The organism is Idiomarina solivarensis (assembly GCF_033052755.1).
Classification (GTDB): domain Bacteria; phylum Pseudomonadota; class Gammaproteobacteria; order Enterobacterales; family Alteromonadaceae; genus Idiomarina.
Genome location: NZ_JAVFHZ010000002.1, coordinates 355,011 through 380,549, shown reverse-complemented (window position 1 = coordinate 380,549; position 25,539 = coordinate 355,011). Strand labels below are relative to the sequence as shown.

Below are 25,539 nucleotides of genomic sequence, written 5' to 3'. Positions count from 1 at the left end.
TACAAATATTTCTGTTTGCTTACTTCTGCAAGTGCCCACACAGTTTGCTTGGCTTGATATAATTGTTAAAGAGCGTTGCTTCTTACGAAGCAGGGAGGCGTATTCTACACTTCCCAGTTGTTTCGTCAACCACTTTTTATCGGCTTTTTTCAGCCCGGTTGAAACAAAACGCCGTTGACTGATTCCTCATGACAACGGCGGCGAATTATAGTGATCTCTGTGAACCTTTCAAGATCTTTTTTTGATCACGAAGCTCAACTGGTCAAAAAAAATACGAAAGATAAATAAGCTCTAAATTTTGCTGTTTTTTAATTCAAATTTGTTATTTTTTTGTGCTTTATTTGAACTGTTGTTATATTTGAGCACTCTATATAAAAATTAGACTCATTAAAGGGCTTCAAGTTTATGCGCTGGAAATTACTTACTTTTACTTGTTTGCTAGCGGCTATGATAAGTTCAAGCGCCATACAGACGAGTCATGCGAAAGTTTTCGATAATACTAAAACAGAGAATTCGAATTCTAAATTGCAAAATACTTATCGAAGTATTATTGATAACCACCTTCATAAAAACTTCTCTATCATGCGGACGGTTCGTATTTTAATTAATAACTACCCCGAGCATGCGACTTATATTGTTAATGCGGCTTTCGATGCAAGAGGAGAAGCTAGGGTTACCGCAATAGTTGTAGCTGCCATACAAGCTGAGCCAGCCGTCACTTATAACGTCGTCGATGTCGCATTATCCAGATATCCAAACTTAGCTGATACCATTGTAAAAGCAGCTATACAAACCGAGCCTGCCTATATTGACGATATCATTACCATTGCTTTACAACATCAGCCAAAACGGGCCGATTCTATCATTCGTCAAGCCGTAGCTTCCCATCCCGATTTTAGCGAATCAGTTGTTAGAACGGCCGCAAACGAAGCACCGAACTTCATACTATCTTCGATTATCAAATCTATAAAAGCTTTGCCTGACACTGCAAAGTCTCTTATAGCTGTACTCAAAAACTTTTTCACCAGTCCTGAAACAGGAAGTGATGCCTACAATATTACTAAAGCCGATTGGCAATTATTAACATTGGAAGCTAAACAATCGGGAGTTAGCCGTAGCGAACTAAAGTGGCTGGTAGAGGAAGGTTATTTAGACCAAAAAACTTTCGCTAAGATCTTTCGGAATGAATCGACTCAATAAAATAATTTTCTAAACAAAAAAGCCGACTGCAAGCAGTCGGCTTTTTAACTTCTTAAAGTTGCTTACTCCGTAACTTCTTCTGCTACTTCTTCAACTTCTTCAACTTCTGGGCGACCAACTAATTCAATGTAAGCCATTGGCGCGTTATCACCTGCACGGAAACCACACTTCATAATACGAGTGTAACCACCAGGGCGTTCTTCATAACGCGGACCTAATTCATTAAACAGCTTGCCAACAATCTCTTTGTCACGTGTGCGTGAGAACGCCAAACGACGGTTTGCTACGCTGTCTTGTTTTGCCATTGTGATCAACGGCTCAACAACGCGACGTAACTCTTTTGCCTTAGGCAAAGTCGTTTTGATGATCTCATGACGCACCAAAGAGCTTGCCATGTTGCGGAACATTGCCTGACGATGGCTGCTGTTTCGATTTAGTTGACGACCACTCTTACGATGGCGCATACCTATACCCTTCTCAGTAAATCTATTACTAAGGTGACCTTAGTCGTTATCAATTAAGCTAGCTGGTGGCCAGTTCTCAAGGCGCATGCCAAGAGACAAACCACGTGAAGCCAACACGTCTTTGATTTCAGTCAACGATTTCTTACCTAAGTTTGGAGTCTTTAACAACTCGACCTCAGTACGTTGTACTAAGTCACCAATGTACTGAATCGCTTCTGCTTTTAAGCAGTTCGCAGATCGAACAGTCAATTCCAAGTCGTCGACCGGACGAAGAAGAATCGGATCAAATTCCGGCTTTTCTTCTTTCTCTTCCGGCTCACTGATGTCACGAAGTTCGACAAAAGCATCCAACTGTTCAGCCAATATAGTGGCTGCGCGGCGAATAGCTTCTTCTGGATCCAATGTACCATTGGTTTCCATTTCGATAACCAGCTTATCTAAATCTGTGCGTTGTTCAACACGAGCCGCATCAACAGAATATGCAATGCGTTCTACCGGGCTGAACGACGCGTCGACTAGTAGACGACCGATTGGACGTTCATCATCATCAGCTGACTGACGTGATGCCGCAGGCACGTAACCACGACCACGTTCGACTTTCACTCGCATAACGAGTTCGTAGTCGCCTGTCAAATGACAGATAACGTGCTCAGGATTAACGATCTCAACATCACCATCGTGCGTGAAATCGCCTGCTGTTACAGGACCTGCCCCGGATTTATTCAAAGTCAAAGTTGCTTCGTCTTTACCTTCAACGCTGACAGCCAGCCCTTTCAGGTTTAACAAAACTTCAATGACATCTTCCTGAACACCCTCTTTGCTGCTGTATTCATGCAGCACGCCATCGATTTCAACCTCAGTCACTGCACAGCCTGGCATTGACGACAGTAAAATGCGACGTAACGCATTACCCAGTGTATAACCAAAGCCGCGTTCCAGAGGCTCCAGTGTCACCTTGGCATGAGTCGGGCTGATTTGCTCGATGTCGACTAACCTCGGCTTTAGGAATTCGGTAACAGAACCCTGCATTGTGTCCTCTCTCTATGCTTAAGCTTTACTTAGAGTAAAGCTCTACGATCAACTGTTCGTTAATTTCAGCAGACAAATCACTACGCTCTGGAAGACGTTTAAAAGCACCTTCCAATTTGTTGTTGTCTACTTCTATCCAGACTGGTTTCTCACGTTGTTCTGCAAGTTCCAGTGCTGCTCCGATACGTGCCTGCTTTTTCGCTTTCTCGCGAACAGAAACGACATCTTCAGGACGAACCTTGAACGATGGAATGTTCACTACCTGACCATTCACAACAACTGCTTTGTGACTGACCAGCTGACGAGCTTCTGCGCGTGTTGACGCAAAACCCATGCGATACACTACGTTATCCAAGCGCTGTTCCAGCAACTGCAACAGGTTTTCACCGGTATTGCCTTTCAGTCGTGCAGCTTCTTTGTAGTAGTTACGAAATTGCTTTTCCAGAACGCCGTACATACGACGAACTTTCTGTTTCTCACGCAACTGAACACCATAATCTGACAAACGGCCGCGACGCGCGCCATGTTGTCCAGGTGCAGTCTCGATTTTACATTTAGAATCGATTGCGCGAACGCCGCTTTTAAGGAACAAATCTGTTCCTTCGCGACGGCTCAGCTTGAGCTTTGGACCCAAATATCTAGCCATGATCTTTCTCCAACTATCGATTCACGCCTTAAACGCGACGTTTCTTAGGCGGACGACAACCGTTGTGAGGAATCGGTGTCACATCGGTAATATTTGTGATTTTGTAACCAACAGCGTTCAGGGCACGAATCGATGATTCACGACCTGGGCCTGGACCATTCACAAATACTTCCAGGTTTTTCAGTCCGTATTCCTTCGCCATTTCACCTGCACGTTCTGCTGCAACCTGTGCTGCGAACGGCGTTGATTTCCGTGAACCACGGAAGCCTGATCCACCTGCGGTAGCCCACGCTAATGCGTTACCCTGGCGATCAGTAATGGTAATAATGGTGTTGTTGAAAGATGCATGTACGTGAGCCATGCCATCGGCGACCTGCTTTTTAACGCGCTTTCGAGAGCGAGTTGGTGTTTTAGCCATTACTCAATCCCCCTATTTCTTAATTGGTTTGCGCGGACCTTTACGAGTACGCGCATTCGTTTTAGTGCGCTGTCCACGTAGAGGTAAGCTACGACGATGACGAAGTCCACGGAAACACCCGAGGTCCATCAAACGTTTAATGTTCATAGATACTTCACGACGCAGATCACCTTCTACAGCGAACTTTGATACAGCGTCACGAAGCGCGTCCAGTTTGTCTTCTGACAATGAACCAATCTTGGTGTCTTCAGCAATACCCGTGGCAGCAAGAATCTGCTGTGAACGAGTACGGCCAACACCGTAGATTGCAGTCAAGGCTATGACTGCATGCTTATTGTCAGGAACGTTAATGCCAGCGATACGGGCCACTAACACGTCTCCTTCAGTTTGTAGGCTTCAGTTGAAAAGCCCGTTAGGATACTCAACCGATTGCCGAATTGCAAATACTTCAAAGGCTGCGGCGATTAAGCCGCCAGCCTTTCCTTCGAATCAACCTTGTCGTTGCTTATGCTTAGCATCAGTGCAAATAACGCGAACTACACCGTTACGCTTGATGATTTTGCAGTTACGACAGATTTTCTTCACGGAAGCACGAACTTTCATTGCTACTCTCCGTTCTACCCAATCTTACCGGCCGTAGCCTTTCAGATTGGCTTTTTTCAGGACAGAGTCATATTGATGCGACATCATATGAGTCTGAACCTGTGCCATAAAGTCCATGATAACAACAACGATAATCAATAATGATGTACCGCCGAAGTAGAATTGCACATTCCATGCAATCATCATGAACTCCGGAACTAAACAGACAAAGGTAATGTACAGTGCGCCTGCTAATGTCAATCGCGTCATTACTTTATCGATGTATCTTGAGGTTTGTTCACCTGGGCGAATCCCCGGAATGAACGCACCTGACTTCTTCAAGTTATCCGCTGTTTCGCGTGGGTTAAAAACCAACGCAGTATAGAAGAAACAGAAGAAGATTATCGCAGCCGCGTACAATAACACATATAACGGCTGACCGGGAGACAATGTCATTGATACTTGTTGCAAAAAGTCTGCAACCGCACCTTCACCAGAGCCAAACCAAGTGGCAATGGTACCCGGAAATAAAATAATGCTCGATGCAAAAATTGGTGGAATAACACCAGCCATATTCACTTTCAACGGCAAGTGCGTACTTTGAGCGGCGAAGACCTTACGACCTTGTTGACGTTTTGCATAGTTAACGACGATGCGACGTTGACCACGCTCAACAAAAACAACGAAATAAGTGACTGCCAACACAACAGCACCAATTAATAACAACAATAACAAGTGCAAGTCACCTTGACGCGCTTGTTCGGCCGTTTGACCGATAGCGGAAGGTAAGCCTGCAACAATACCCACAAAGATCAGGATAGAGATACCGTTGCCAATACCACGCTCAGTAATCTGTTCACCTAACCACATAAGGAACATTGTTCCTGTGACTAAGCTCACCACAGCAGTGAAGTAGAAGCCGAAACCAGGGTCTATTACAAGTCCTGGCATCAAATTTGGTAAGCCAGTGGCTATACCTATCGACTGCACCGTGGCCAATATTAAAGTACCCCAGCGCGTATACTGGTTAATCTTGCGACGACCAGACTCGCCTTCTTTCTTAAGCTCTGCCAAGCGCGGATGTACCACACTTGCCAGCTGCATAATAATCGAAGCCGAAATATACGGCATAATACCTAATGCAAATACTGACGCACGTTCTAAAGCACCACCGCTGAACATGTTAAACATGGCAACGATGGTGTCTTTCTGTTGTGCAAACAACTGAGCTAATACAGCGGAATCAATACCAGGAATAGGCACAAAGGAGCCCGCTCGGAAAACGATAATCGCTCCTAACACAAATAACAGGCGACGCTTAAGTTCCGACAAGCCACCTTGCGCTCGATTTGATTCCAATCCTGGTTTAGCCATTTGCTCTATCCTTCGATTTTGCCGCCAGCAGCTTCAATAGCTTCGCGAGCGCCTTTGGTGACTTTAAGACCTTTGACAGTCACAGCACGACTTAACTCACCAGATTTGATGACTTTAGCGTGTAGTACGTTCTTACGAACGAGACCTGCTGCTTTCAAAGTCGCCAGTTCAACGGTATCACCGTCAACTTTCGCGATTTCTGCCAAGTTTACTTCTGCAGTGACCATAGCCTTGCGAGAAGTAAAACCAAATTTTGGCAGACGACGTTGAATCGGCATTTGTCCGCCTTCGAAACCTGGCTTAACGGTACCACCAGAGCGAGATTTCTGCCCTTTGTGGCCACGTCCACCAGTCTTTCCAAGACCTGATCCAATACCGCGTCCAACGCGCTTTTTGCTGCTTTTTGCACCAGGTGCGGGAGCAAGTGTATTAAGATCCATGCGCTTATCCCTCCACCTTAATCATGTAATTAACTCGGTTCACCATACCGCGGACTGCAGCAGTGTCTTCCAACTCTACTGTGTGACCAATGCGGCGGAGACCCAAGCCACGTAGTGTAGCTTTATGCTTCGGCAAACGACCGATAGAGCTACGCGTCTGTGTTACTTTGATTGTCTTATTCGCCATTGTTCACTACCCCAGTATTTCGTCAACGCGCAATCCACGCTTCGCCGCAACTTGCTCCGGCGATTTCATGCCGTTCAACGCTTTGATAGTCGCGCGAACAACGTTGATTGGGTTGGTTGAACCATATGCCTTTGACAGCACGTTATGTACACCTGAAACTTCAAGAACCGCACGCATTGCACCACCAGCGATGATACCCGTACCTTCTGAAGCAGGTTGCATGTATACCTGTGAACCTGAATGACGTCCTTTTACAGGATGCTGTAAAGTTTCGCCTTTCAGTTGAACGGTAACCATATTGCGGCGTGCTTTTTCCATTGCTTTTTGAATAGCAGCGGGTACTTCACGCGCTTTACCATAACCAAAACCGACTTTACCTTTACCGTCGCCAACCACAGTCAGTGCAGTGAAGCTAAAGATACGACCACCTTTAACAACTTTTGCTACACGATTAACCGTGATCAACTTTTCTATCAGTTCACCGGTTTGAGCTTCTACATTTGCCATGTTCGTCTCCTAGAACTGAAGTCCGGCTTCACGAGCTGCGTCCGCTAATGCGGCTACGCGACCGTGGTATTTAAAACCACTACGATCGAAAGATACGCTTTTAACGCCCTTTTCAATCGCTCGTTCAGCGATAGTTTTACCCACGACTTTAGCTGCATCTACGTTACCCGTAGCTTTTAGCGCGTCGCGAATAGTTTTCTCTGCAGTCGATGCGGCTGCCAGCACTTCAGAACCGTTAGGTGCGATCAACTGTGCGTAAATATGCCGTGGTGTACGGTGAACGACCAGGCGATTTGCACCCAACTCTTTAATTTGTTTACGTGCGCGAGTAGCACGACGTAAGCGAGCTGCTTTATTGTCCATCGTATTACCCTACTTTTTCTTGGCTTCTTTACGGCGCACTTGCTCGTCAGCATAACGAACACCTTTGCCTTTATAAGGCTCAGGTTTACGATATGCACGAATGTTAGCGGCAACTTGACCCACTAACTGCTTATCTGCACCTTTAACGACGACTTCAGTCTGAGTCGGAGTATCGATTGTGATTCCATCTGGAATCTCGAACTCCACAGGATGCGAGAAGCCCAGTGTCAGGTTTAGTTTTTTACCTTGTGCTTGCGCACGGTAACCAACACCCATCAACTGCAACTTACGTTCGAATCCTTTAGTGACTCCGACCACCATGTTTTGCAACAATGCACGAGCCGTACCAGCTTGAGCGGTTGAGTTAGCAACACCTTCGCGAGCGTTGGTGCGTAACTCACTCTCTTCTTTTACCAGTTCAACTGCATCATTAACAACACGACTCAGAGAGCCTTGGGCACCTTTAATCGTGACTTCCTGGCCATTTAGCGTAACTTCAACGCCAGCAGGAATTTCAATGGGTGCTTTAGCAACACGTGACATTTCCTACCTCCTATTACGCTACGTAACCGATGATTTCGCCACCAAGACCAGCTTGGCGAGCGGCACGATCAGTCATCAGGCCTTTAGACGTCGAAACTACTGCGATGCCAAGGCCACCCATTACGTTAGGCAACTCGTTGCGTTTCTTATAGATACGCAAACCAGGGCGACTAACGCGCTCGATTGATTCGATTACTGGCTTGCCTTCGAAATATTTCAATTCGACTTCAAGCTCAGGTTTAACAGTACTCTCGGCACTGTAACCAGTAATAAAACCTTCTTCTTTCAGAACTTGAGCAATCGCCACTTTCTGCTTAGAAGACGGCATTTTAACCGTTACTTTATTAGCACCTTGAGCGTTGCGAATGCGTGTGAACATATCCGCAATTGGATCTTGCATGCTCATATTTGCTTTCTCCCGTGATTCGTGGCTTACCAGCTAGCTTTTTTCAAGCCAGGAATTTCACCGCGCATCGCCATCTCACGGACCTTGATTCGGCTCATGCCGAATTTACGAAGGAAACCATGAGGACGACCAGTTATACGACAACGGTTACGTTGACGCGTCGGACTGGCATCACGTGGGAGCTGTTGCAACTTAAGTACGGCTTCCCAACGCTCTTCGTCTGATGCTTTAGGGTCATTAATGACCGTTTTCAGTGCGTTGCGTTTTTCTGCGTATTTTGAAGCGATTTTAGCTCGCTTCACGTCACGCGCTTTCATTGACTGTTTTGCCATAACTCTACACCTTACTTTCTGAACGGGAAGTTAAAGGCAGCTAGCAAAGCACGAGCTTCGTCATCTGTGCCAGCATTTGTGGTAATGGTGATATCCAGACCACGTACCTTGTCGACTTTATCATAGTCGACTTCCGGAAAGATGATCTGCTCACGAACACCCATGCTGTAATTACCACGACCATCGAACGATTTAGGGTTCAGGCCGCGGAAGTCACGGATACGTGGGATTGCAATCGAAATTAAGCGTTGCAAAAAGTCCCACATGCGCTCGCCGCGCAGAGTTACTTTACAGCCAATCGGGAAGCCTTCACGGACTTTGAAACCGGCGACAGACTTGCGTGCCACAGTACGAATTGGCTTTTGACCAGAGATAGCCTCTAGGTCCGCCACTGCGTTATCAAGTACTTTTTTGTCAGCCAGAGCTTCACCAACACCCATGTTAAGGGTGATTTTTTCAATCCGAGGGACTTGCATGACGCTGTTGTAGCTGAACTCTTTCATAAGCTCAGGAACTACCGATTCTCTATAAAAATCATGCAGTTTCGCCATCGTAAAACTCCAAGTTTGAATTAAATGATTGCGTTGTTCGATTTGAAGAAGCGAACTTTCTTGCCATCTTCAGTACGAAATCCAACACGATCTGCTTTACCTGTCTCTGGGTTAAGGATCGCTACGTTCGAAATGTGGATGGCTGCTTCTTGTTCAACGATACCGCCAGATTCACCTAAACCAGGATTTGGTTTTTGATGTTTCTTGACTACGTTGACGCCTTCCACGATCACGCGATCTTTATCGGTAAGAACTTTTAGGACTTTGCCTTGCTTGCCCTTGTCCTTACCTGCCAGGACGACTACTTCGTCATCACGTTTAATTTTTGCCGCCATAATTGACTCCTTATAGTACTTCTGGTGCCAGCGAGATAATCTTCATAAACTGCTCTGAACGCAGTTCACGAGTTACCGGCCCGAAAATACGTGTGCCAATGGGCTGTTGGTTGTTATTCAACAACACAGCCGCGTTGCGGTCAAAACGGATGACCGACCCGTCTTGTCGACGGACGCCTTTTCTGGTGCGAACGACCACCGCATTCACTACATCGCCTTTCTTCACCTTACCGCGAGGAATTGCTTCCTTAACAGTAACTTTGATGATATCGCCGATGTTTGCGTAGCGACGGTGCGAACCACCTAGAACCTTAATACATTGTACGCTGCGCGCGCCGGAGTTATCGGCAACGTCCAGGGTAGTTTGCATTTGGATCATTTCAGTGCCCCGCTTAGTTAAAAAAACAGACCCTCTCGGGTCGTGCTGCCTTTGGTTTTTCCCTTATAAAAAGGGTCGCGAAGTGTAACAGATAAAATTTGTAAGTGGTAGGGTAATCTCAGAATTTTTCGTAGGCGTACGTTGAACGCACTATGTTTAGAGTTTAGTTTAGTTGGCTTGCAACAAAACCAATGGTAAATTCAATACTTTAAGTTGCTCTGCTAGATATGCCTACATAAAGAGCACAAGTTGACATGGGACTTCGATGGTATGAATCTGCTGTTCATTATTTTTGCCCCATTTTTTGGTGCGCTCTTACCTTTAATGGCGAAACGAGCCTCGAGGGCTGTAAAAACAGGGGTTACATTACTTGTTCCTGTATTGTGTTTAGTTGTTCTATTTCAACATGCGCCAGCTACCCTGGCAGGCGACATCCCGAAACAATTGATAGAGTGGCTTCCCGGGATAGGACTGGATTTTGCAGTACGCCTTGATGGCCTTTCGTTACTGTTTGCCGGACTGATTCTGGGGATTGGCGTTTTAATCATTGGTTACGCCCACTATTATTTGAGCAGTAAGGACGACGAATCCCGCTTTTATGCCTGCCTATTATTGTTTATGTCATCGATGCTTGGCATTGTCATGGCCGATAACATTTTATTACTGTGGGTATTTTGGGAACTGACCAGTATCTCTTCTTTTTTACTGATTGGTTATTGGTTCCACAGCAGCGATGCTCGTCGCGGTGCTCGTATGGCGTTGGCAACAACGGGGGCCGGCGGATTAGCACTGTTAGCCGGCCTTCTTATCATTGGCGACATAGCTGGTAGCTATAAACTCGACGATATCTATGCGGCAGCCGAACTGATTAAAGCGCATACGTATTACGTCCCCGCCTTGATACTGATTCTATTAGGCGCCTTTACTAAATCAGCACAGTTCCCTTTCCAGTTTTGGCTGCCTCATGCTATGGCAGCCCCAACGCCTGTTAGTGCTTACTTACATTCAGCGACTATGGTTAAGGCCGGTATCTTTTTATTGGCCCGATTTCACCCGGTATTAGCGGAGACTGAATTGTGGTTTACTCTAGTCACTCTTACCGGCCTCATCACCATGTTAGTAGGCGCTTACTTTGCTCTGCTTAAACATGACTTAAAGGGTTTACTGGCTTTCTCTACAGTGAGTCACCTCGGGCTCATCTGTATGCTGTTAGGAATTGGAACCCAAGGTGCTGTCATCGCGGCACTATTTCATATTATTAATCACGCGTGTTTTAAAGCCGGTCTCTTTATGACCGCGGGGATCATTGATCATGAATCTGGGACACGTGATATGAGGAAACTGCAGGGCCTCATGAGCTTGATGCCAATCACTGCGACTCTAGCCATGATCGTCGCTGCTTCAATGGCTGGTATTCCACCTTTTAACGGCTTTATTTCAAAAGAGTTATTCTTAGATCAGGCTCTGCAACAACATCTATTTGGTGGACTCTCCTGGTTCATACCCGTGTTAGCAACCGTTGGCGCAATGCTTTCAGTTGCCTATTCGATTCGTTTTATACACGACGTTTTCTTCAATGGTGACTATAAAGATCTGCCTAAGAAGCCTCATGATCCGCCCCGTATGATGTCAGCCCCTGTTTTGGTATTGGCTTTCTTGTGTATTGCAATAGGCTTGGCGCCTATGGCTATGGTCTCGGGGATACTGAACCAGGCAGCTTCAACGGTTACGGGTAGCGCTGTTATAGTCGAGTTAAGCCTCTGGCATGGATTTAATGTACCTCTGCTAATGAGCGCAGTTGCAGTAGCCGGTGGTGTGCTCATTTACCTCGCCCGAGATCAGCTGTTTACTTTCAACCGACAGTTTGACGGACAAGATGCTAAACATAACTTTGAGCGCATTGTTCAAAAAGCGTCTGATGCGGCCGCCAATTTTTATGAACGGCTAGATAATGGTTCTCTGCAGCGCTACATTGCTTTTGTACTTATTAGCGTTGTCGTTGTTCTCATCCCTTCATTAAGTGATTTGAACGCAGTGACTGGCGGTAAAAAGCAATTACCTATTGATATGGTCAGCATGGTTGGCGCACTCGTTCTTATCGGGGCTGCTTTTGCTACTGCAACACTGCATCGTAATCGCTTCGTCATGTTAATGATGCTATCAGTGGTTGGGCTGGTCGTTTCTTTAGCTTTTGCACACTTTTCCGCTCCTGATCTGGCCATGACTCAGCTCGTTGTTGAAGTCGTCAGTATCATATTAATGATCTTGGCATTATTTTTTATGCCCCAAAAAACCAGTCGCGCATCGTCTGGCCACCGCGTCTTTCGGGACATCATTATCGCCAGCTTTATTGGCGGTATCGTCGCCACCTTAAACTTTGCAATATTAACGTCGCCATTTGAGAGTATTTCCGACTTTTTCATTGCCAATGCAAAATCAGGTGGTGGTGGAACAAACGTTGTAAACGTTATTCTGGTAGACTTCCGTGGCTTCGATACCTTAGGTGAAATTACGGTACTGGCAATAGCGGCAGCGGGTATCCATAAGCTACTCAACAAACTTAAGCCTTTCATGCCGTCCAGTGACATTGATGGTCGTCCATGGCACCGTATTAAACACCCATTGATGCTGACGACTGTTGCGAACATCATATTGCCGATGGCGATGATAGTTGCAGCGTATATTTTCTTGCGCGGTCATAACTTGCCGGGCGGTGGTTTCATCGCAGGATTAATTGTTGCCTCCGCAATGATACTGCAATACATCGCTAACGGCGTCGACTGGGTTAAAGAACGCTTTAATGTCAATTATCAATCTCTAATGTCTCTTGGCGTCATGACCGCAGCGCTTACAGGTATTGGCAGCTGGGTGTTCAATAAACCGTTTTTAACGTCGTGGTTCACATACCTTGACTGGCCTGTAGTGGGCAAATTTGAATTTGCTACTGCTTTACTGTTTGATTTGGGCGTTTTTCTGACTGTCATCGGCGCAACGATGATGATTCTCAGTAACTTTGGAAAAATGACAACTCGTCACCGCCCCACGCATGAGGGACATTAATGGAAACTTTATACTCTGTTACCGTCGGCATATTGACTGCATGTAGCGTATTCCTGATTCTTCGCGGCCGCTCTTTTCCTGTGGTTGTGGGCATTACTATGTTGTCATATGCGGTTAACTTATTTCTTTTTTCCACAGGCCGACTGACTATTGATGGCGCGCCTATTTATGGCACACAGGAAAATTATGCGGATCCTTTACCTCAGGCATTGGTGCTTACCGCTATCGTTATCGGTTTCGCTATGACCGCCTATTCAATCATTTTAGCCGTGCGTGCTCGTGGCGAGATAGGTACTGATGAAGTTAACCAGCAAGACAACAGCACGGAGGGCAACCGCTGATGTGGCAACAACATTTGGCGATACTGCCAATTTTAGTACCGCTGTTATCAGCTCTGCTACAGCTTTTGCCGTGGGGACAGCGTCCGCAACCTAAACGCCGCGCTATAGGGCTTATTGCGAGCTTACTAACACTCACTTTATGCATCTTGCTGCTACTCAAGGTCAACCAAGAGCAAATGATAGTTTACGCCTTGGGTGATTGGTCGGCTCCATTTGGCATTGTGTTGATGGTAGATAAGTTAAGTGCGTTGATGATGCTGATAACATCAGTACTTGCATTACCCGTTATCATCTATGGCTGCTACTCAGAAGATAACCTGGGCTCTCATTTCCATGCACTGTTTCAATTCCAGATCATGGGTATTATGGGCGCTTTCGCAACAGGCGATATCTTCAACTTATTTGTCTTTTTCGAAGTCCTTCTAATTTCCTCCTACGCATTACTTATGCATGGTGGTGGGAAGTTCCGTATACGCGCAACATTACACTATGTAATGCTCAATTTATTGGGCTCAGCGCTTTTCTTAATTTCGGTCGGTACCTTATACGGAGTCACTGGTACACTGAATATGGCTGACTTGGCAATTCAAGTGCAGCAACTCTCCGGAGACCAGGCTGCACTAGCTAAAGCCGCCGGTATGATGTTGCTCATTGTTTTCGGCATTAAGGCCGCTATATTGCCCCTACACTTCTGGTTACCACAAGCTTATTCGACGACAACCGGCGTGGTGGCAGCACTTTTCGCGATAATGACTAAAGTTGGTGCTTACGCCATAATCCGTGTCTATACGTTAATCTTCGGTCCCGAAGCAAACGAGCTGGCTTTGATGGCGCACGATTGGCTTTGGATCATGGGGCTTATCACCATGGTAGCAGGCTCAATAGGCATCTTGGCCGCTCGTGATTTACGGTTAATGGTGGCGTATCTGGTGGTTATTTCTGTTGGGACGATAATAGCGGCATACAGCTTGAGTGGCATAGAAACCACAGGCGCTATGTTATTTTACTTGATCCACTCAACCTTCGTCACGGCGGCATTATTCTTATTAGTGGACCTCATGGCATATGAGCGAGGGAAAACAGCTTCGCGAATAGTGTCAGGAAAAATAATGGCCAACCACTCAACGTATTCAGTTATGTTCCTGATTGCTGCCATTTCGGTCATTGGCTTACCTCCCTTATCAGGTTTTGCCGGAAAGTTGATGATTATGGAAGCCGCCACCCCTGACAGTAGAAGTTTCTGGTTATGGGCAGCCATGTTAGGTGCAACATTCATGATGCTCATTACTGTGACAAGAGCGGGTAGCAAAATACTTTGGCATACGCTGCCAGGCAAAGCCAATGACCAATCTGCACCCATTGGCAAGCGAGTAGCGGTTGCCCTCCTGCTGTCGCTTTCAGTATTAATCACGCTATTTGCAAACCCAATACGCAACTACACAGATGACGTCGCCGAACAGCTTTACGACATAAAGCAATACCCATCACGGGTACTAACAACAGGAATGGAATAATTATGATGAAAACGCTATTTCCAACCCCTTTGTTATCATTGTTTTTGTTAATAGTATGGGTTCTACTTTTTAATTCAATTGCACCAGGCGTCATAGTACTGGGTGCTCTTTTCGCTTGGTTCATTCCGTTCTTATTTCGCTCGGCCTGGCCCAGCTTCATAAGAATTAAACGACCCGATCTCGCATTAGTTTATTTTTTTATTCTTATAAACGACATCGTGGTGGCGAACTTTAAAGTTGCTGCAATGATTATTGGCAAGCCACGTTCAATGCGTCCGGCTCTTTTTGTCTTTCCGCTTAATATGACAGCAGAGCTTCCGGTTACTATCCTTGCCAGCACGATTACACTCACCCCAGGTACGGTTTCATGTGAAATAACCCGAGGTCGTAAAGGCATTCTTATCCATTCATTTTCGGAAGAGAATCCAGAAGAGCTCATAAAGACGATAAGAAATCGCTATGAGCGCCGTTTGAAGGAGATATTTCAATGTTAACCACGGTACTGGAAATCGCTTTTTTGCTATTTAGTTTATCGGTGCTAATGAACTTTTGGCGACTGATAAAAGGCCCTGATTTGCCCGACAGGATACTTGCGTTGGATACAATTTACATTAACTCACTCGCATTACTACTATTGCTTGGCATGTACCAGAATACCCAAACTTATTTCGAAGCGGCTTTACTCATTGCGATGTTTGGATTTGTCGGCACTATCGCGGCGGGTAAATTTTTATTACGCGGCGATTTAATAGAATAAGGGGTACAATTATGAGCGTTTTAAATCAATTACCTGAATGGGCTCAGTGGCTGGCTGCTTTTTTTATTTTGCTGGGGGCTATTTTTGCCTTCATTGGCTCTTTGGGCTTAGCTATATTACCCGACTTTTTTACACGCCTACACGCGCCAACTAAAAATACGACAATGGGGATTGGAGGAATCGTCATCGCCTCAATTATCGTTACGTCGGTTCAGGGCACTATTAATCTTAATGAGTTACTTATTGCGATTTTCCTGTTTCTGACAGCCCCAATTAGTGCGCATATTATGGCTAAAGCGGCGTTACACACCGAGCTTAAAATGTTTAACCGGACAAGGGACTTTAGACAAAAAGGCGATTCGTACGAACATATACTACCCAATAAAAAAGATATGGAACCCTAGAGGTTCCATATCTTTCAATAGGAGATAATTAGAGAGCTCAGAAGTAATAACCAAAGTTGATGTTAAAACGATCGTTGACTTCGCCGCCATCAGTAGCTGTATTACCGCCAATAAATGGCTGGTTTTTCGCCTTTACGTAATCAACGTAAGTGTAAAATCCACCACCGGCAGCCACTGCTACGCCCAATACATTCATCCAGGTATCGTCTTGATAACCTCTTTTGTCAGTCATCAAGCTGTGGTCGTTATAGAACGTTAAGCTTGTTATCGGCCCTATATCGACTGGTAGCGTATAAGCTACGTTAGCAGTGTAAAGCTTGGCTTCTGCTGGGATAGCATCATAGTAAGCATAAGCGGCCATATACACACCGCGATTCTCTAACTTAATATCGTATTCGTAATCAGAGTACTGGAGCTGTACATTCCATGGCCCGTTATTATAGACACCGTGAGCGGCCCAGGCGAAACGGTTACCAACATTCTGGTTTTCATACGCCTGCGCGGCAGAAAAGCCATCTGCGGCGGTTCCTGAATACAGGTTACCACCTTGAACTGATGTGCCTATTTCAAGATTTTCTGTGTCACTAAAATGGAACTTGCGGGCAGCACGAAGCGCATAACTATTACTCTCCCCAACGGGCAAGCCAGGTGTATCGTAGGCCCCCTGGCCCGGCAATCTAATACCTACTGTGTCATAATTATACCGCTCGGTGCGGTCGGACGTTGCCCCGTCAATACCACCCTGCTCATCCGATTTGAGAAAAGCAACATCGAAATCCCAGTCCTTGTCACGATATTTCAAACGGATACCGTTATCGTGTTCGTCTTCTAACCCTACGTAAAAGGTTGTGTCAAAGAAATAACTATGGGAGTTATAAGGCATATTTCCGAAGGGTATTTTCACTACTCCAACCTGCCCCTGCAGTTTGTCGGTGAAGTCATAGCCGAACCAGGCGTGCTTAATGACGTCTTGATAATTGAACCAGCGATACTCGGCTGACAAGATCACATCGCCCATTTCACCGTCGAAATTCAGACGGAAAATATCAAAATCCAGATCACCCGTTCGGTTTTGATTATCTGTATCGTAATTATTGTATTCATACTGGAAGCGAACAGCACCATGCACTTTTATCGGCCAGTTTTCATTCTGTTCAGTCTTTTCTTCCAATTTAGCCAAGCGCGCCTGCACTCCCGAGTCAGAAACTACTCTTCGTTGATTCGTTTCTGGAGTGGACATTTTGTCCTTTTTCACTTCACGCTTTTCTACTATGACGATTTCTTTCTTTTCACGCTTTTCCTTTTCTTCAAGACGCTTTTCTAATTCAGCCAAACGTTCTTTTAACGCCTGAATCTCTTGTTCAACCGAATTACTATCCTGAGGAGCTGCGACTACAGGACTTGCGGCAAGTACCGTAGCTGCTAAAAATAGGCTCTTTGACATAGGTTGGCTTCCTCTGATTATTACGTACTGACGTACGAATTCATTATTAATCTTTAAAGAATAAATTAATTAATTTCAGATATTTGTACTCAACCTATAAAGGTTTAGATCAAAAAAAAGGCCTCCGCAAGGGAGGCCTTCTAATTTCTTTATCGTTATCTGCGTTTAGACAACAGTAGCACGCTCTACGATTTCTTCCAGAGTCCAAGATTTATTCTTAGACAGCGGACGACATTCGCGAACAATCACGGAATCGCCAGCTTTACACTGGTTGTCTTCGTCATGCGCATGTACCTTAGTTGTACGCGTGATGTACTTCCCGTATACCGGGTGCTTTACACGACGTTCAACAGCTACAGTGATGGTTTTATCCATCTTATCGCTGACAACTTTGCCTTGCAGAGTACGAACACGTTTTTCTTCAGTCATTACGCACCTGCCTTCTCATTTAAGATGGTTTTAACACGTGCGATATCACGACGCACCTGTTTCATCATGTGAGTCTGATTCAGCTGACCAGTTGCCGCCTGCATGCGCAGATTGAACTGCTCACGACGCAAGCCTAGCAATTCTTCCTGCAGCTGCTCAACGGTTTTTTCTTTCAGTTCACTTGCTTTCATCACATTACCGTCCGAGTCACAAAAGTGGTTTTGAAAGGCAGTTTACGTGCCGCAAGGCGGAACGCTTCACGTGCCAACTCTTCAGGAACACCGTCCATTTCATACAGAACGCGACCTGGTTGAATCTGAGCAACCCAGTATTCGACGTTACCTTTACCTTTACCCATACGAACTTCTAGAGGCTTTTTGGTAATAGGCTTATCAGGAAATACACGGATCCAGATTTTACCTTGACGCTTAACGTGACGAGTCATTGCACGACGGCCTGCTTCGATTTGACGCGCGGTCATACGACCACGGTCAGTAGCTTTTAAACCAAAAGTACCGAAGCTGACTTTGTTACCAGACTGCGCCAGACCACGGTTGCGGCCTGTGTGAACCTTACGGAATTTTGTACGCTTAGGTTGTAACATATCGTCTCTCCTTTACTTACGGTTCTTGCCGCGCTTAGGAGCTGGCTTTTCTTCAGTTGGAAGTCCACCAAGAACTTCACCACGGAAAATCCAGACCTTAACACCGATGATACCGTAAGTGGTGTTCGCTTCTGAGGTCGAGTAGTCGATGTCTGCACGTAATGTGTGCAACGGTACACGGCCTTCACGATACCACTCAGTACGTGCAATCTCTGCACCGCCCAAACGACCACTCACTTCAACTTTGATACCTTTGGCACCTAAGCGAATGGCGTTTTGTACGGCACGCTTCATAGCACGACGGAACATGACACGACGTTCCAACTGACCAGCAATATTGTCAGCTACTAGCTGCGAATCCAACTCAGGCTTACGAACTTCTGAGATGTTGATTTGCGCAGGAGCGCCTGTCAACTTAGACACTTGCTTACGCAGTTTTTCTACGTCTTCGCCTTTCTTACCGATGACCACACCAGGACGTGCAGTGTGAATAGTCACACGAACACTCTTGGCTGGACGATCGATAACGATACGAGAGACTGATGCGTTGCGCAGTTCTTTGTTCAGGAACTTACGTACCTGAAAATCACTGTGCAGGTTATCAGCGAACTCATTTGTATTCGCATACCAGGTTGCATTCCATGGTCTGGAGATACCTAGGCGAATACCATTAGGATGTACTTTCTGACCCATAATTTATCTCCTAGCTATCTGACACGACCACAGTAATGTGGCTGGTGCGCTTAAAGATACGATCGGCACGGCCTTTCGCCCGTGGTTTGATGCGTTTCATAGTAGGACCTTCGTCTAAAAAGACTCGAGCTACTTTCAACTCATCAATGTCCGCACCTTCATTATGTTCCGCGTTCGCGATTGCTGACTCAAGAACTTTCTTGATTAAGTCAGCAGCTGCTTTGGGGCTGTACGCGAGGATATCCAGTGCTTTTTCTACTGGAAGTCCACGGATTTGGTCTGCGACCAAACGGCCCTTCTGCGCTGAAACGCGGGCAAATTGGTGTTTAGCAATTGCTTCCATCACTCTCTACCTCTTACCGTTTCTTCGCTTTCTTATCAGCAGCATGGCCGCGATAAGTACGGGTTGGCGCGAATTCGCCTAATTTATGACCGATCATTTCATCTGTCACGTAGACAGGAACGTGCTGACGACCGTTGTGAACAGCGACAGTCAGGCCGATCATATCTGGGATGATCATTGAACGACGGGACCAAGTTTTAATTGGCTTTTTATCCCCGGCTTCCAACGCTTTCTCCACCTTATTTAGCAGGTGAAGGTCAATAAATGGACCTTTTTTAAGAGAACGTGGCATGTTTTATCCTCAACTCTTATTTGTTGCGACGGCGTACGATGAACTTATCAGTACGCTTGTTTTTACGGGTTTTGTAGCCCTTGGTCGGCGTGCCCCATGGCGTCACAGGATGACGTCCACCAGAGGTACGGCCTTCACCACCACCGTGAGGGTGATCAACTGGGTTCATCGCCACACCACGAACGGTTGGACGAATACCACGCCAGCGGTTTGCACCAGCTTTACCCAATTGACGCAGCATATGCTCTGCGTTACCTACTTCACCGATAGTTGCTCGACCTTCAGACTGAACGCGACGCATCTCACCTGAACGTAAACGTACGGTAACATAAGCACCGTCACGAGCAAGAATCTGGCAATAAGCACCCGCTGAACGAGCCATCTGTGCGCCTTTACCTGGCTGTAACTCTACCGCATGAACAACACTACCCACAGGGATGTTGCGCATTGGTAGGCTATTACCTGGTTTAATCGGTGCATCAACACCAGACTGAACACGATCGCCTACTGATAGGTTTTTCGGAGCCAAGATGTAACGGCGTTCACCGTCAGCATACAAAACTAAAGCGATATTCGCTGAACGGTTAGGATCGTATTCAATACGCTCAACCTTTGCAGGGATACCATCTTTATTACGTTTAAAGTCGATAACACGGTAGTGGTGTTTGTGACCACCGCCAATGTGACGAACCGTGATACGACCGTTATTGTTACGACCACCAGATTTGCTATTTTTTTCCAGCAATGGTGCGTAAGGCTTGCCTTTGTACAGGTCCTGACCGACGACTTTAACGACGTGGCGTTGACCCGGAGACGTAGGCTTACTTTTAACTACAGCCATGTTTATTCCTCCTGTTACTCAGCGCCGCCAGAGAAGTCGATGTCAGCACCTTCATTCAAGGCAACATACGCTTTTTTCCAGTCACTGCGTTTCCCGAAACGAGAACCAGTGCGCTTGGTTTTACCCTTCACGTTAACTGTACGTACGTTTTTGACTTCAACTTCAAACAATTTTTCGACAGCCGCTTTGATTTCGGTTTTCGTCGCATCAACCACTACTTTAAATACAACCGTGTTGTTATTTTCAGCAGTGTTAGTCGATTTTTCCGAAACGTGAGGTGCTAAAATCACTTTAAGCAAACGTTCTTCGCGCATCATGATAACACCTCCTCAAGCTGCTTGACGGCGTCAGCAGTCATCAGCACTTTCTCGAAAGCAATCAGACTGACAGGGTCAATACCCTGAACATCGCGCACGTCGACTTTATGCAAGTTGCGAGAAGCTAAGAACAGGTTCTCATCAACTTCTTTGGTCACGATCAAAACGTCGTTTAGATCCATTTCTTTCAGTTTCGCTGCCAGTTGCTTTGTTTTTGGTTCATCAACACCAAATTTCTCAACAACAATCAGACGTTCCTGACGAATCAGTTCCGACAAAATGCTTTTAATCGCACCGCGGTACATTTTTTTGTTTACTTTCTGGCTGTGATTTTGCGGTTTAGCTGCAAAAGTTGCACCACCAGAACGCCAGATAGGACTACGGATTGTACCTGCACGGGCACGACCAGTACCTTTTTGACGCCAAGGCTTCTTACCACCACCGGCTACTTCAGAACGAGTTTTCTGAGCTTTTGTGCCCTGTCGAGCACCTGCAGCGTAAGCTACAACTACTTGATGGACAAGGGCTTCATTAAACTCACGTCCAAAGGTAGCTTCGGAAACCTCAAGAGCGCCTTTTGCGTCTTTCAATGTTAATTCCATCACTATTCTCCTCAGACGTTACGCCTTGACCGCTGGTTTAACGATCACATCACTACCGGTTGCACCCGGGACCGCACCTTTGATTAACAACAAGCTGCGTTCTGCATCAACCCGAACTAATTCAAGTGATTGCGTAGTGACTCGCTCATTACCCATCTGACCAGCCATTTTCTTGCCTTTGAATACTTTACCAGGCGACTGGTTTTGACCGATTGAACCCGGTGCACGGTGAGACAATGAGTTACCATGAGTAGCGTCCTGCATGCTGAAGTTCCAGCGCTTCACAGTACCGGCAAAGCCTTTACCTTTTGAAGTACCAGTAACGTCTACTTTCTTAACTTCTGCGAAGATATCAACAGTCAGTTCAGAACCAACTGCATAATCGTCGCCTTCGCCGTTTTTCAGGCGGAATTCCCAAAGACCACGACCTGCCTCTGTACCAGCTTTAGCAAAGTGACCTGCTAAAGGCTTGGTTACACGGCTCGCTTTCTTCTCGCCTGTGGTCACTTGAAGGGCACGGTAACCGTCTGTGTCATCAGATTTAACCTGAGTCACACGGTTCGCCAGCACTTCGATCACAGTAACAGGAACAGAAGCGCCGTCTTCCTGGAAGACACGCGTCATTCCTACTTTACGACCGACTAGACCTATAGCCATTGTTAAAACCTCTCGTGTGTAATCCTATTACTGCCCACTTAACCCAAGCTGATCTGTACATCAACGCCAGCTGCCAAATCTAAACGCATAAGCGCGTCAACCGTTTTGTCAGTAGGGTCCATGATATCAATCAGACGCTTGTGGGTGCGGATTTCGTACTGGTCACGCGCGTCTTTATTCACGTGTGGAGAAATCAGCACGGTGAAGCGTTCTTTCCGTGTTGGCAGTGGGATAGGACCACGTACCTGAGCACCAGTGCGTTTTGCAGTTTCAACAATCTCTGCAGTCGACTGGTCGATCAGACGGTGATCGAACGCTTTCAAACGAATCCGAATTCTTTGATTAGCCATAAATAAATCAAAGCCTCAATAAAAGAGCATTTAAAAAAGAGCACAGAAAATCGCAACCTCCCTGGCACATACCGGGGGTGCGATGTTCTACGTCAACCATTCAGTCCCCAATCGGGACTGTTGTCGAACGCCTTTCACACAGCAAATTGCCGATAAACTCGAAAGACGTGGCCGCGAATTATACCGATTCACGGCCTTCTGTCAAGGCCTTAATGTGTTTTTGCGTACTCTTCGACCTGCGCCCAAACACGCATTAAGTTACCACCAAGGATCATTTCGATTTCTTTTTCTGTGTACCCTCTGTCTAATAGTCCCTGAACCAGGTTGGGATAGGTAGATACATCTTTTAGTCCGACCGGTAATGAGTCGCCAACACCATCATAGTCAGAACCAATTCCAATATGCTCTACACCAATTAAATCGCGAACATGATCGATGTGATTCAAAACAGTATCGACCGTTGCAAACGGGTACGGATTACTGGCTTCAAGTTCCGCTATCCGGCTTTGCGCCTCTTCACTGCCTTCACCGTATTGCTCTTTTACCGCGAGGATTCTTTTTTTCATCATATCGCGATAGCGGTTCGCTTGTTGCGCTAAAAATGACGAGCCAAAATTAATTTGGATAACCCCTTCATTTTCCGCCAGAGCTTTTAGCATATCGTCACTCATATTTCGCTCGAAGCCCGGCGTATAAGCACGCAGTGATGAATGCGAAGCAATGACCGGAGCGTCACTGATTTCAACCGCTTGATAAAAAGCTTCATCGGAAATATGAGAAACATCGACCATAACACCGGTCTCATTCATTGCTTTAACTAGCTTTTTACCGAACGGACTCAGTCCTTCCCAAGGGCGGCGGATATCGTATGAGGAATCAGAGATATGGTTTGACAACGAATGCGCCAGCGTAATGTAGCGGATGCCTCGCTCATAAAACATTTGTAAATTATCAAGATCGCCTTCAATTGGCGTACCATTTTCCATACCCAATGCGATTGACATTAATCCTTGTTCTTTATTGCGACGAATGTCGTCAGTGCTATACGCCATTGCAAATTTATCCGGGGCGCGTCCAACCAGCGCTTCCATACCATCGATAAGTTCATGTGCAAGCTGTATACTGCCGCCACTCTCTTCATACGATGCAGGGATATAAATTGACATAAACGGCGCGTTAAGCCCTCCTTCCACGGCTCTAGGGTAGTCAAAATCACCCTCTTCGGTCGCTTCGGTAACGTCTTCCCACTTATTATGAATTCGATACGGTACATCGATATGTGTATCAATTAGAAGATACTCTTGCGCTAACTTATTGGCCTTATCACTCGCAGTATACTTCGCTGTTTCAGTGTCACCTTCGGTTGATTGCGCAGCGGTTGCACAACCGGTTACTACGGCTAACACAGAAGCGGCTATCAGAGACTTAAACATGCGTATTCCTCTTTTATTGTTATAACGGGATATAGGCAGAGTACCAAAAGTCTAGCTGTGCCGCATCAGGGATGCGCTGAAACTGATAAAGGCGCCGACGACTAACGTTCCTAAAACCGGCGCGGTTAACCAAATGAGCCACCATTGATCAAGTAAAACCATGGGGACTCCTTACTGAGTCTTCTTGCTGTCTTGTTCGGTGGGTACCGTTTGTACTTCGGCCAATTGCGGATTTGAAAATAATTCTGCAGCCCACTCTTCAATAGACTGAGTGACCGACGCTTTAATAGCCTGCATACCCTGTTCAGACATTTCAGCCATCTGAGCTTGTATCTCAGCAGCGATAGAATCTCTATTTTCATCGGCAGCTGAAACCGATGCGCTGAACAACATAACACCACTGACAACACTTACGATTAACGCTTTCATGATTTTCTCCTTTGAATAATGACAGTGCGTTAGTTAAGTCGCACTAAGTAATTCAAAGGTTGTGCCATCTTTAGTTTTTTTCGTAAGGCTTTGTTTTTAAAGTATTTATTAATTTATAGGGTGCAACAGACGATTCCAATAGTTAGCGTTTTTCACCAACTTTTAGTCTATTTATGACGTTAGTGACGAAACATGTTGGCTATGATCATCACGGAAAGCTAAAGCCCCATAAAGAAGCTCTTCGGCATTTGTGGCACGCGGACCTTTCACACTTAGATATTGCCGCCAACGTTTCCCCCCGGGCATCCCCTGGAATAAACCCAGCATATGACGAACCACATGCCATGCCCGACCACCTTGCCGGATATGGTTATCCACATAAGGTATCATGGCGGTAACAACCTCCTCACGAGCCAACTTCGACTCCCCGGCAGCGTTTAAATAGTCCAGTTCAGTTAGCAGCCAAGGATTCTGATAAGCGGCACGGCCTATCATGACGCCATGTACCTGAGCTAAGTGTTGCTTAACTTCCTCTACACTGGTGATTCCGCCATTAATCGCAACTGGTACATCAGGATAACGCTGCTGAGCCAAATAAACTCTCTCATATTGCAGTTCGGGAATATCTCGGTTTTCTTTAGGGCTCAGACCTTGCAACCAAGCTTTACGTGCATGCAAGGTCAACTGGTGTGAGCCGGCGGCTACAACTGCATCGGTAAACTTATAGAGAAACTCATCAGAATCATGATGGTCAATTCCAAGCCGCGTTTTTACTGTTATTGGAATATCCGTAACAGCTTTCATTGCTCTGACACAAGCAGCAACCGTATCCGGAGCTGCCATTAAACAGGCCCCGAAGCTTCCATTTTGAACCCTATCGGAAGGGCACCCAACGTTGATATTAACTTCGTCATATCCCCGCTCTTGCGCAAGAGCAGCGCAACGAGCCATTGCGTCAGGATCAGACCCCCCCAGCTGAAGAGCCACAGGATGTTCGTCAGGATTAAATGCAAGAAAATCTTGCTGACCATAAATAATCGCCCCCGTCGTCACCATTTCAGTATAAAGAAGGGTTGTTTTTGTCAGTAAGCGATGAAAGTATCGGCAGTGTCGATCAGTCCAATCCAGCATCGGGGCGACTGAGAGCTTATAAGAATAGGGTGTGACCAAAGCATTCATCCAATTAAGTTAGCTTATCAAAGAGACTATATCTTGGGGTTATTTTAACTGAGAATGAAAGACTAATCAGCCTCTTCCGTAAAACCCTTTTCCT

At 46.0% G+C, this 25,539-nt stretch carries 39 protein-coding genes; 7 read left to right on the top strand and 32 right to left on the bottom strand.

The window, feature by feature from the left end:
- Nucleotides 1–405 precede the first annotated feature (405 nt).
- Nucleotides 406–1,200 carry a hypothetical protein gene (locus RBK99_RS05875; protein ID WP_317503695.1) on the top strand — a complete coding sequence of 265 codons (795 nt, stop codon included), beginning with the start codon at nt 406–408 and terminating at the stop codon, nt 1,198–1,200.
- Nucleotides 1,201–1,262: 62 nt separating this feature from the next.
- Here RBK99_RS05875 and rplQ read toward each other — a convergent pair whose 3' ends face one another.
- The 17 genes from rplQ to rplN all read right to left on the bottom strand — a co-directional run bounded on the left by rplQ (nt 1,263) and on the right by rplN (nt 9,756).
- A complete protein-coding gene (gene rplQ / locus RBK99_RS05870) occupies nt 1,263–1,664 on the bottom strand; it encodes a 50S ribosomal protein L17 (RefSeq protein WP_317503694.1) in 402 nt (133 codons plus the stop codon).
- A 39-nt stretch (nt 1,665–1,703) separates the two neighbouring features.
- A complete protein-coding gene (locus RBK99_RS05865) occupies nt 1,704–2,693 on the bottom strand; it encodes a DNA-directed RNA polymerase subunit alpha (protein ID WP_011235123.1) in 990 nt (329 codons plus the stop codon).
- Between the two features lie 25 nt (nt 2,694–2,718).
- The gene (gene rpsD / locus RBK99_RS05860; protein WP_011235124.1) at nt 2,719–3,339 is read right to left on the bottom strand and encodes a 30S ribosomal protein S4; all 621 of its coding nucleotides are present in this window, start codon (nt 3,337–3,339) and stop codon (nt 2,719–2,721) included.
- A gap of 28 nt (nt 3,340–3,367) precedes the next feature.
- Nucleotides 3,368–3,757: a 30S ribosomal protein S11 gene (gene rpsK, locus RBK99_RS05855; RefSeq protein WP_011235125.1), complete on the bottom strand. Its 390-nt coding sequence runs from the start codon at nt 3,755–3,757 to the stop codon at nt 3,368–3,370.
- Nucleotides 3,758–3,769: 12 nt separating this feature from the next.
- Nucleotides 3,770–4,126, bottom strand: a complete 357-nt coding sequence (gene rpsM / locus RBK99_RS05850; RefSeq protein ID WP_011235126.1) for a 30S ribosomal protein S13 — start codon at nt 4,124–4,126, stop codon at nt 3,770–3,772.
- 120 nt (nt 4,127–4,246) lie between these two features.
- The gene (rpmJ, locus tag RBK99_RS05845) at nt 4,247–4,360 is read right to left on the bottom strand and encodes a 50S ribosomal protein L36 (RefSeq protein ID WP_006956433.1); all 114 of its coding nucleotides are present in this window, start codon (nt 4,358–4,360) and stop codon (nt 4,247–4,249) included.
- Nucleotides 4,361–4,384: 24 nt separating this feature from the next.
- Nucleotides 4,385–5,713 carry a preprotein translocase subunit SecY gene (gene secY / locus RBK99_RS05840; protein ID WP_317503692.1) on the bottom strand — a complete coding sequence of 443 codons (1,329 nt, stop codon included), beginning with the start codon at nt 5,711–5,713 and terminating at the stop codon, nt 4,385–4,387.
- 5 nt (nt 5,714–5,718) lie between these two features.
- The gene (gene rplO / locus RBK99_RS05835) at nt 5,719–6,153 is read right to left on the bottom strand and encodes a 50S ribosomal protein L15 (RefSeq protein WP_317503691.1); all 435 of its coding nucleotides are present in this window, start codon (nt 6,151–6,153) and stop codon (nt 5,719–5,721) included.
- A gap of 4 nt (nt 6,154–6,157) precedes the next feature.
- Nucleotides 6,158–6,340 (bottom strand): 50S ribosomal protein L30, encoded by a 183-nt coding sequence (gene rpmD / locus RBK99_RS05830; RefSeq protein ID WP_126782942.1) that lies wholly within the window; start codon nt 6,338–6,340, stop codon nt 6,158–6,160.
- A gap of 6 nt (nt 6,341–6,346) precedes the next feature.
- Nucleotides 6,347–6,847: a 30S ribosomal protein S5 gene (rpsE, locus tag RBK99_RS05825; protein WP_126782943.1), complete on the bottom strand. Its 501-nt coding sequence runs from the start codon at nt 6,845–6,847 to the stop codon at nt 6,347–6,349.
- A gap of 9 nt (nt 6,848–6,856) precedes the next feature.
- Nucleotides 6,857–7,210, bottom strand: coding sequence for a 50S ribosomal protein L18 (gene rplR, locus RBK99_RS05820; RefSeq protein WP_248263817.1), 354 nt, complete (start codon nt 7,208–7,210; stop codon nt 6,857–6,859).
- A 9-nt stretch (nt 7,211–7,219) separates the two neighbouring features.
- Nucleotides 7,220–7,753, bottom strand: a complete 534-nt coding sequence (gene rplF / locus RBK99_RS05815) for a 50S ribosomal protein L6 (RefSeq protein ID WP_317503690.1) — start codon at nt 7,751–7,753, stop codon at nt 7,220–7,222.
- Between the two features lie 13 nt (nt 7,754–7,766).
- Nucleotides 7,767–8,159, bottom strand: coding sequence for a 30S ribosomal protein S8 (gene rpsH, locus RBK99_RS05810; RefSeq protein ID WP_126782945.1), 393 nt, complete (start codon nt 8,157–8,159; stop codon nt 7,767–7,769).
- Between the two features lie 26 nt (nt 8,160–8,185).
- The gene (rpsN, locus tag RBK99_RS05805; RefSeq protein ID WP_011235134.1) at nt 8,186–8,491 is read right to left on the bottom strand and encodes a 30S ribosomal protein S14; all 306 of its coding nucleotides are present in this window, start codon (nt 8,489–8,491) and stop codon (nt 8,186–8,188) included.
- An 11-nt stretch (nt 8,492–8,502) separates the two neighbouring features.
- A complete protein-coding gene (gene rplE / locus RBK99_RS05800) occupies nt 8,503–9,042 on the bottom strand; it encodes a 50S ribosomal protein L5 (protein ID WP_317503689.1) in 540 nt (179 codons plus the stop codon).
- 20 nt (nt 9,043–9,062) lie between these two features.
- Nucleotides 9,063–9,377 (bottom strand): 50S ribosomal protein L24, encoded by a 315-nt coding sequence (gene rplX / locus RBK99_RS05795; protein ID WP_317503688.1) that lies wholly within the window; start codon nt 9,375–9,377, stop codon nt 9,063–9,065.
- A 10-nt stretch (nt 9,378–9,387) separates the two neighbouring features.
- The gene (gene rplN, locus RBK99_RS05790) at nt 9,388–9,756 is read right to left on the bottom strand and encodes a 50S ribosomal protein L14 (RefSeq protein WP_006956444.1); all 369 of its coding nucleotides are present in this window, start codon (nt 9,754–9,756) and stop codon (nt 9,388–9,390) included.
- Between the two features lie 270 nt (nt 9,757–10,026).
- On the opposite strand from rplN, the gene RBK99_RS05785 reads away from it, so the two are divergent.
- The 6 genes from RBK99_RS05785 to RBK99_RS05760 are packed head-to-tail and all read left to right on the top strand — an operon-like array spanning nt 10,027 to nt 15,832.
- Entirely contained in the window at nt 10,027–12,816 is a 2,790-nt protein-coding gene (locus tag RBK99_RS05785; RefSeq protein WP_317503707.1) for a monovalent cation/H+ antiporter subunit A, read from the top strand.
- Entirely contained in the window at nt 12,816–13,157 is a 342-nt protein-coding gene (locus RBK99_RS05780) for a Na+/H+ antiporter subunit C (protein ID WP_317503687.1), read from the top strand. Before RBK99_RS05785 ends, RBK99_RS05780 begins: the two co-directional genes overlap by 1 nt.
- Nucleotides 13,157–14,671, top strand: a complete 1,515-nt coding sequence (locus tag RBK99_RS05775) for a monovalent cation/H+ antiporter subunit D (protein ID WP_317503686.1) — start codon at nt 13,157–13,159, stop codon at nt 14,669–14,671. The genes RBK99_RS05780 and RBK99_RS05775 overlap by 1 nt, the downstream gene beginning before the upstream one ends.
- A gap of 5 nt (nt 14,672–14,676) precedes the next feature.
- The gene (locus RBK99_RS05770) at nt 14,677–15,165 is read left to right on the top strand and encodes a Na+/H+ antiporter subunit E (protein ID WP_411161969.1); all 489 of its coding nucleotides are present in this window, start codon (nt 14,677–14,679) and stop codon (nt 15,163–15,165) included.
- Nucleotides 15,159–15,428, top strand: coding sequence for a K+/H+ antiporter subunit F (locus RBK99_RS05765; RefSeq protein WP_317503684.1), 270 nt, complete (start codon nt 15,159–15,161; stop codon nt 15,426–15,428). Before RBK99_RS05770 ends, RBK99_RS05765 begins: the two co-directional genes overlap by 7 nt.
- A gap of 11 nt (nt 15,429–15,439) precedes the next feature.
- The gene (locus tag RBK99_RS05760; protein WP_317503683.1) at nt 15,440–15,832 is read left to right on the top strand and encodes a Na+/H+ antiporter subunit G; all 393 of its coding nucleotides are present in this window, start codon (nt 15,440–15,442) and stop codon (nt 15,830–15,832) included.
- 37 nt (nt 15,833–15,869) lie between these two features.
- On the opposite strand, the gene RBK99_RS05755 is transcribed toward RBK99_RS05760, so the two are convergent.
- The 15 genes from RBK99_RS05755 to dusA form a co-directional block, all read right to left on the bottom strand.
- Nucleotides 15,870–17,276, bottom strand: coding sequence for a carbohydrate porin (locus tag RBK99_RS05755; protein ID WP_317503682.1), 1,407 nt, complete (start codon nt 17,274–17,276; stop codon nt 15,870–15,872).
- Between the two features lie 165 nt (nt 17,277–17,441).
- On the bottom strand, nt 17,442–17,705 hold the full coding sequence (gene rpsQ, locus RBK99_RS05750; protein WP_317503681.1) for a 30S ribosomal protein S17: 264 nt from the start codon (nt 17,703–17,705) through the stop codon (nt 17,442–17,444).
- Entirely contained in the window at nt 17,705–17,896 is a 192-nt protein-coding gene (rpmC, locus tag RBK99_RS05745) for a 50S ribosomal protein L29 (protein WP_248263830.1), read from the bottom strand. Before rpmC ends, rpsQ begins: the two co-directional genes overlap by 1 nt.
- Complete coding sequence (gene rplP / locus RBK99_RS05740) at nt 17,896–18,309, bottom strand: 50S ribosomal protein L16 (RefSeq protein WP_011235146.1); 414 nt, start codon at nt 18,307–18,309, stop codon at nt 17,896–17,898. The genes rpmC and rplP overlap by 1 nt, the downstream gene beginning before the upstream one ends.
- 12 nt (nt 18,310–18,321) lie before the next feature.
- Nucleotides 18,322–19,002 (bottom strand): 30S ribosomal protein S3, encoded by a 681-nt coding sequence (gene rpsC, locus RBK99_RS05735; RefSeq protein WP_011235147.1) that lies wholly within the window; start codon nt 19,000–19,002, stop codon nt 18,322–18,324.
- Nucleotides 19,003–19,012: 10 nt separating this feature from the next.
- Nucleotides 19,013–19,345: a 50S ribosomal protein L22 gene (rplV, locus tag RBK99_RS05730; protein ID WP_317503706.1), complete on the bottom strand. Its 333-nt coding sequence runs from the start codon at nt 19,343–19,345 to the stop codon at nt 19,013–19,015.
- Nucleotides 19,346–19,358: 13 nt separating this feature from the next.
- Nucleotides 19,359–19,637, bottom strand: a complete 279-nt coding sequence (gene rpsS, locus RBK99_RS05725; RefSeq protein ID WP_317503680.1) for a 30S ribosomal protein S19 — start codon at nt 19,635–19,637, stop codon at nt 19,359–19,361.
- Nucleotides 19,638–19,653: 16 nt separating this feature from the next.
- Nucleotides 19,654–20,478, bottom strand: coding sequence for a 50S ribosomal protein L2 (rplB, locus tag RBK99_RS05720; RefSeq protein WP_317503679.1), 825 nt, complete (start codon nt 20,476–20,478; stop codon nt 19,654–19,656).
- A gap of 14 nt (nt 20,479–20,492) precedes the next feature.
- Nucleotides 20,493–20,795 carry a 50S ribosomal protein L23 gene (rplW, locus tag RBK99_RS05715; RefSeq protein ID WP_317503678.1) on the bottom strand — a complete coding sequence of 101 codons (303 nt, stop codon included), beginning with the start codon at nt 20,793–20,795 and terminating at the stop codon, nt 20,493–20,495.
- Entirely contained in the window at nt 20,792–21,397 is a 606-nt protein-coding gene (rplD, locus tag RBK99_RS05710) for a 50S ribosomal protein L4 (protein WP_011235152.1), read from the bottom strand. The genes rplW and rplD overlap by 4 nt, the downstream gene beginning before the upstream one ends.
- An 18-nt stretch (nt 21,398–21,415) precedes the next feature.
- Nucleotides 21,416–22,054, bottom strand: a complete 639-nt coding sequence (rplC, locus tag RBK99_RS05705; RefSeq protein WP_317503677.1) for a 50S ribosomal protein L3 — start codon at nt 22,052–22,054, stop codon at nt 21,416–21,418.
- A 38-nt stretch (nt 22,055–22,092) separates the two neighbouring features.
- Entirely contained in the window at nt 22,093–22,404 is a 312-nt protein-coding gene (gene rpsJ / locus RBK99_RS05700; protein WP_008488677.1) for a 30S ribosomal protein S10, read from the bottom strand.
- Between the two features lie 209 nt (nt 22,405–22,613).
- Complete coding sequence (locus RBK99_RS05695; RefSeq protein ID WP_317503676.1) at nt 22,614–23,837, bottom strand: dipeptidase; 1,224 nt, start codon at nt 23,835–23,837, stop codon at nt 22,614–22,616.
- Nucleotides 23,838–24,008: 171 nt separating this feature from the next.
- Entirely contained in the window at nt 24,009–24,266 is a 258-nt protein-coding gene (locus RBK99_RS05690; RefSeq protein ID WP_317503675.1) for a hypothetical protein, read from the bottom strand.
- Between the two features lie 171 nt (nt 24,267–24,437).
- Complete coding sequence (dusA, locus tag RBK99_RS05685; RefSeq protein WP_317503674.1) at nt 24,438–25,445, bottom strand: tRNA dihydrouridine(20/20a) synthase DusA; 1,008 nt, start codon at nt 25,443–25,445, stop codon at nt 24,438–24,440.
- Between the last annotated feature and the right edge of the window lie 94 nt (nt 25,446–25,539).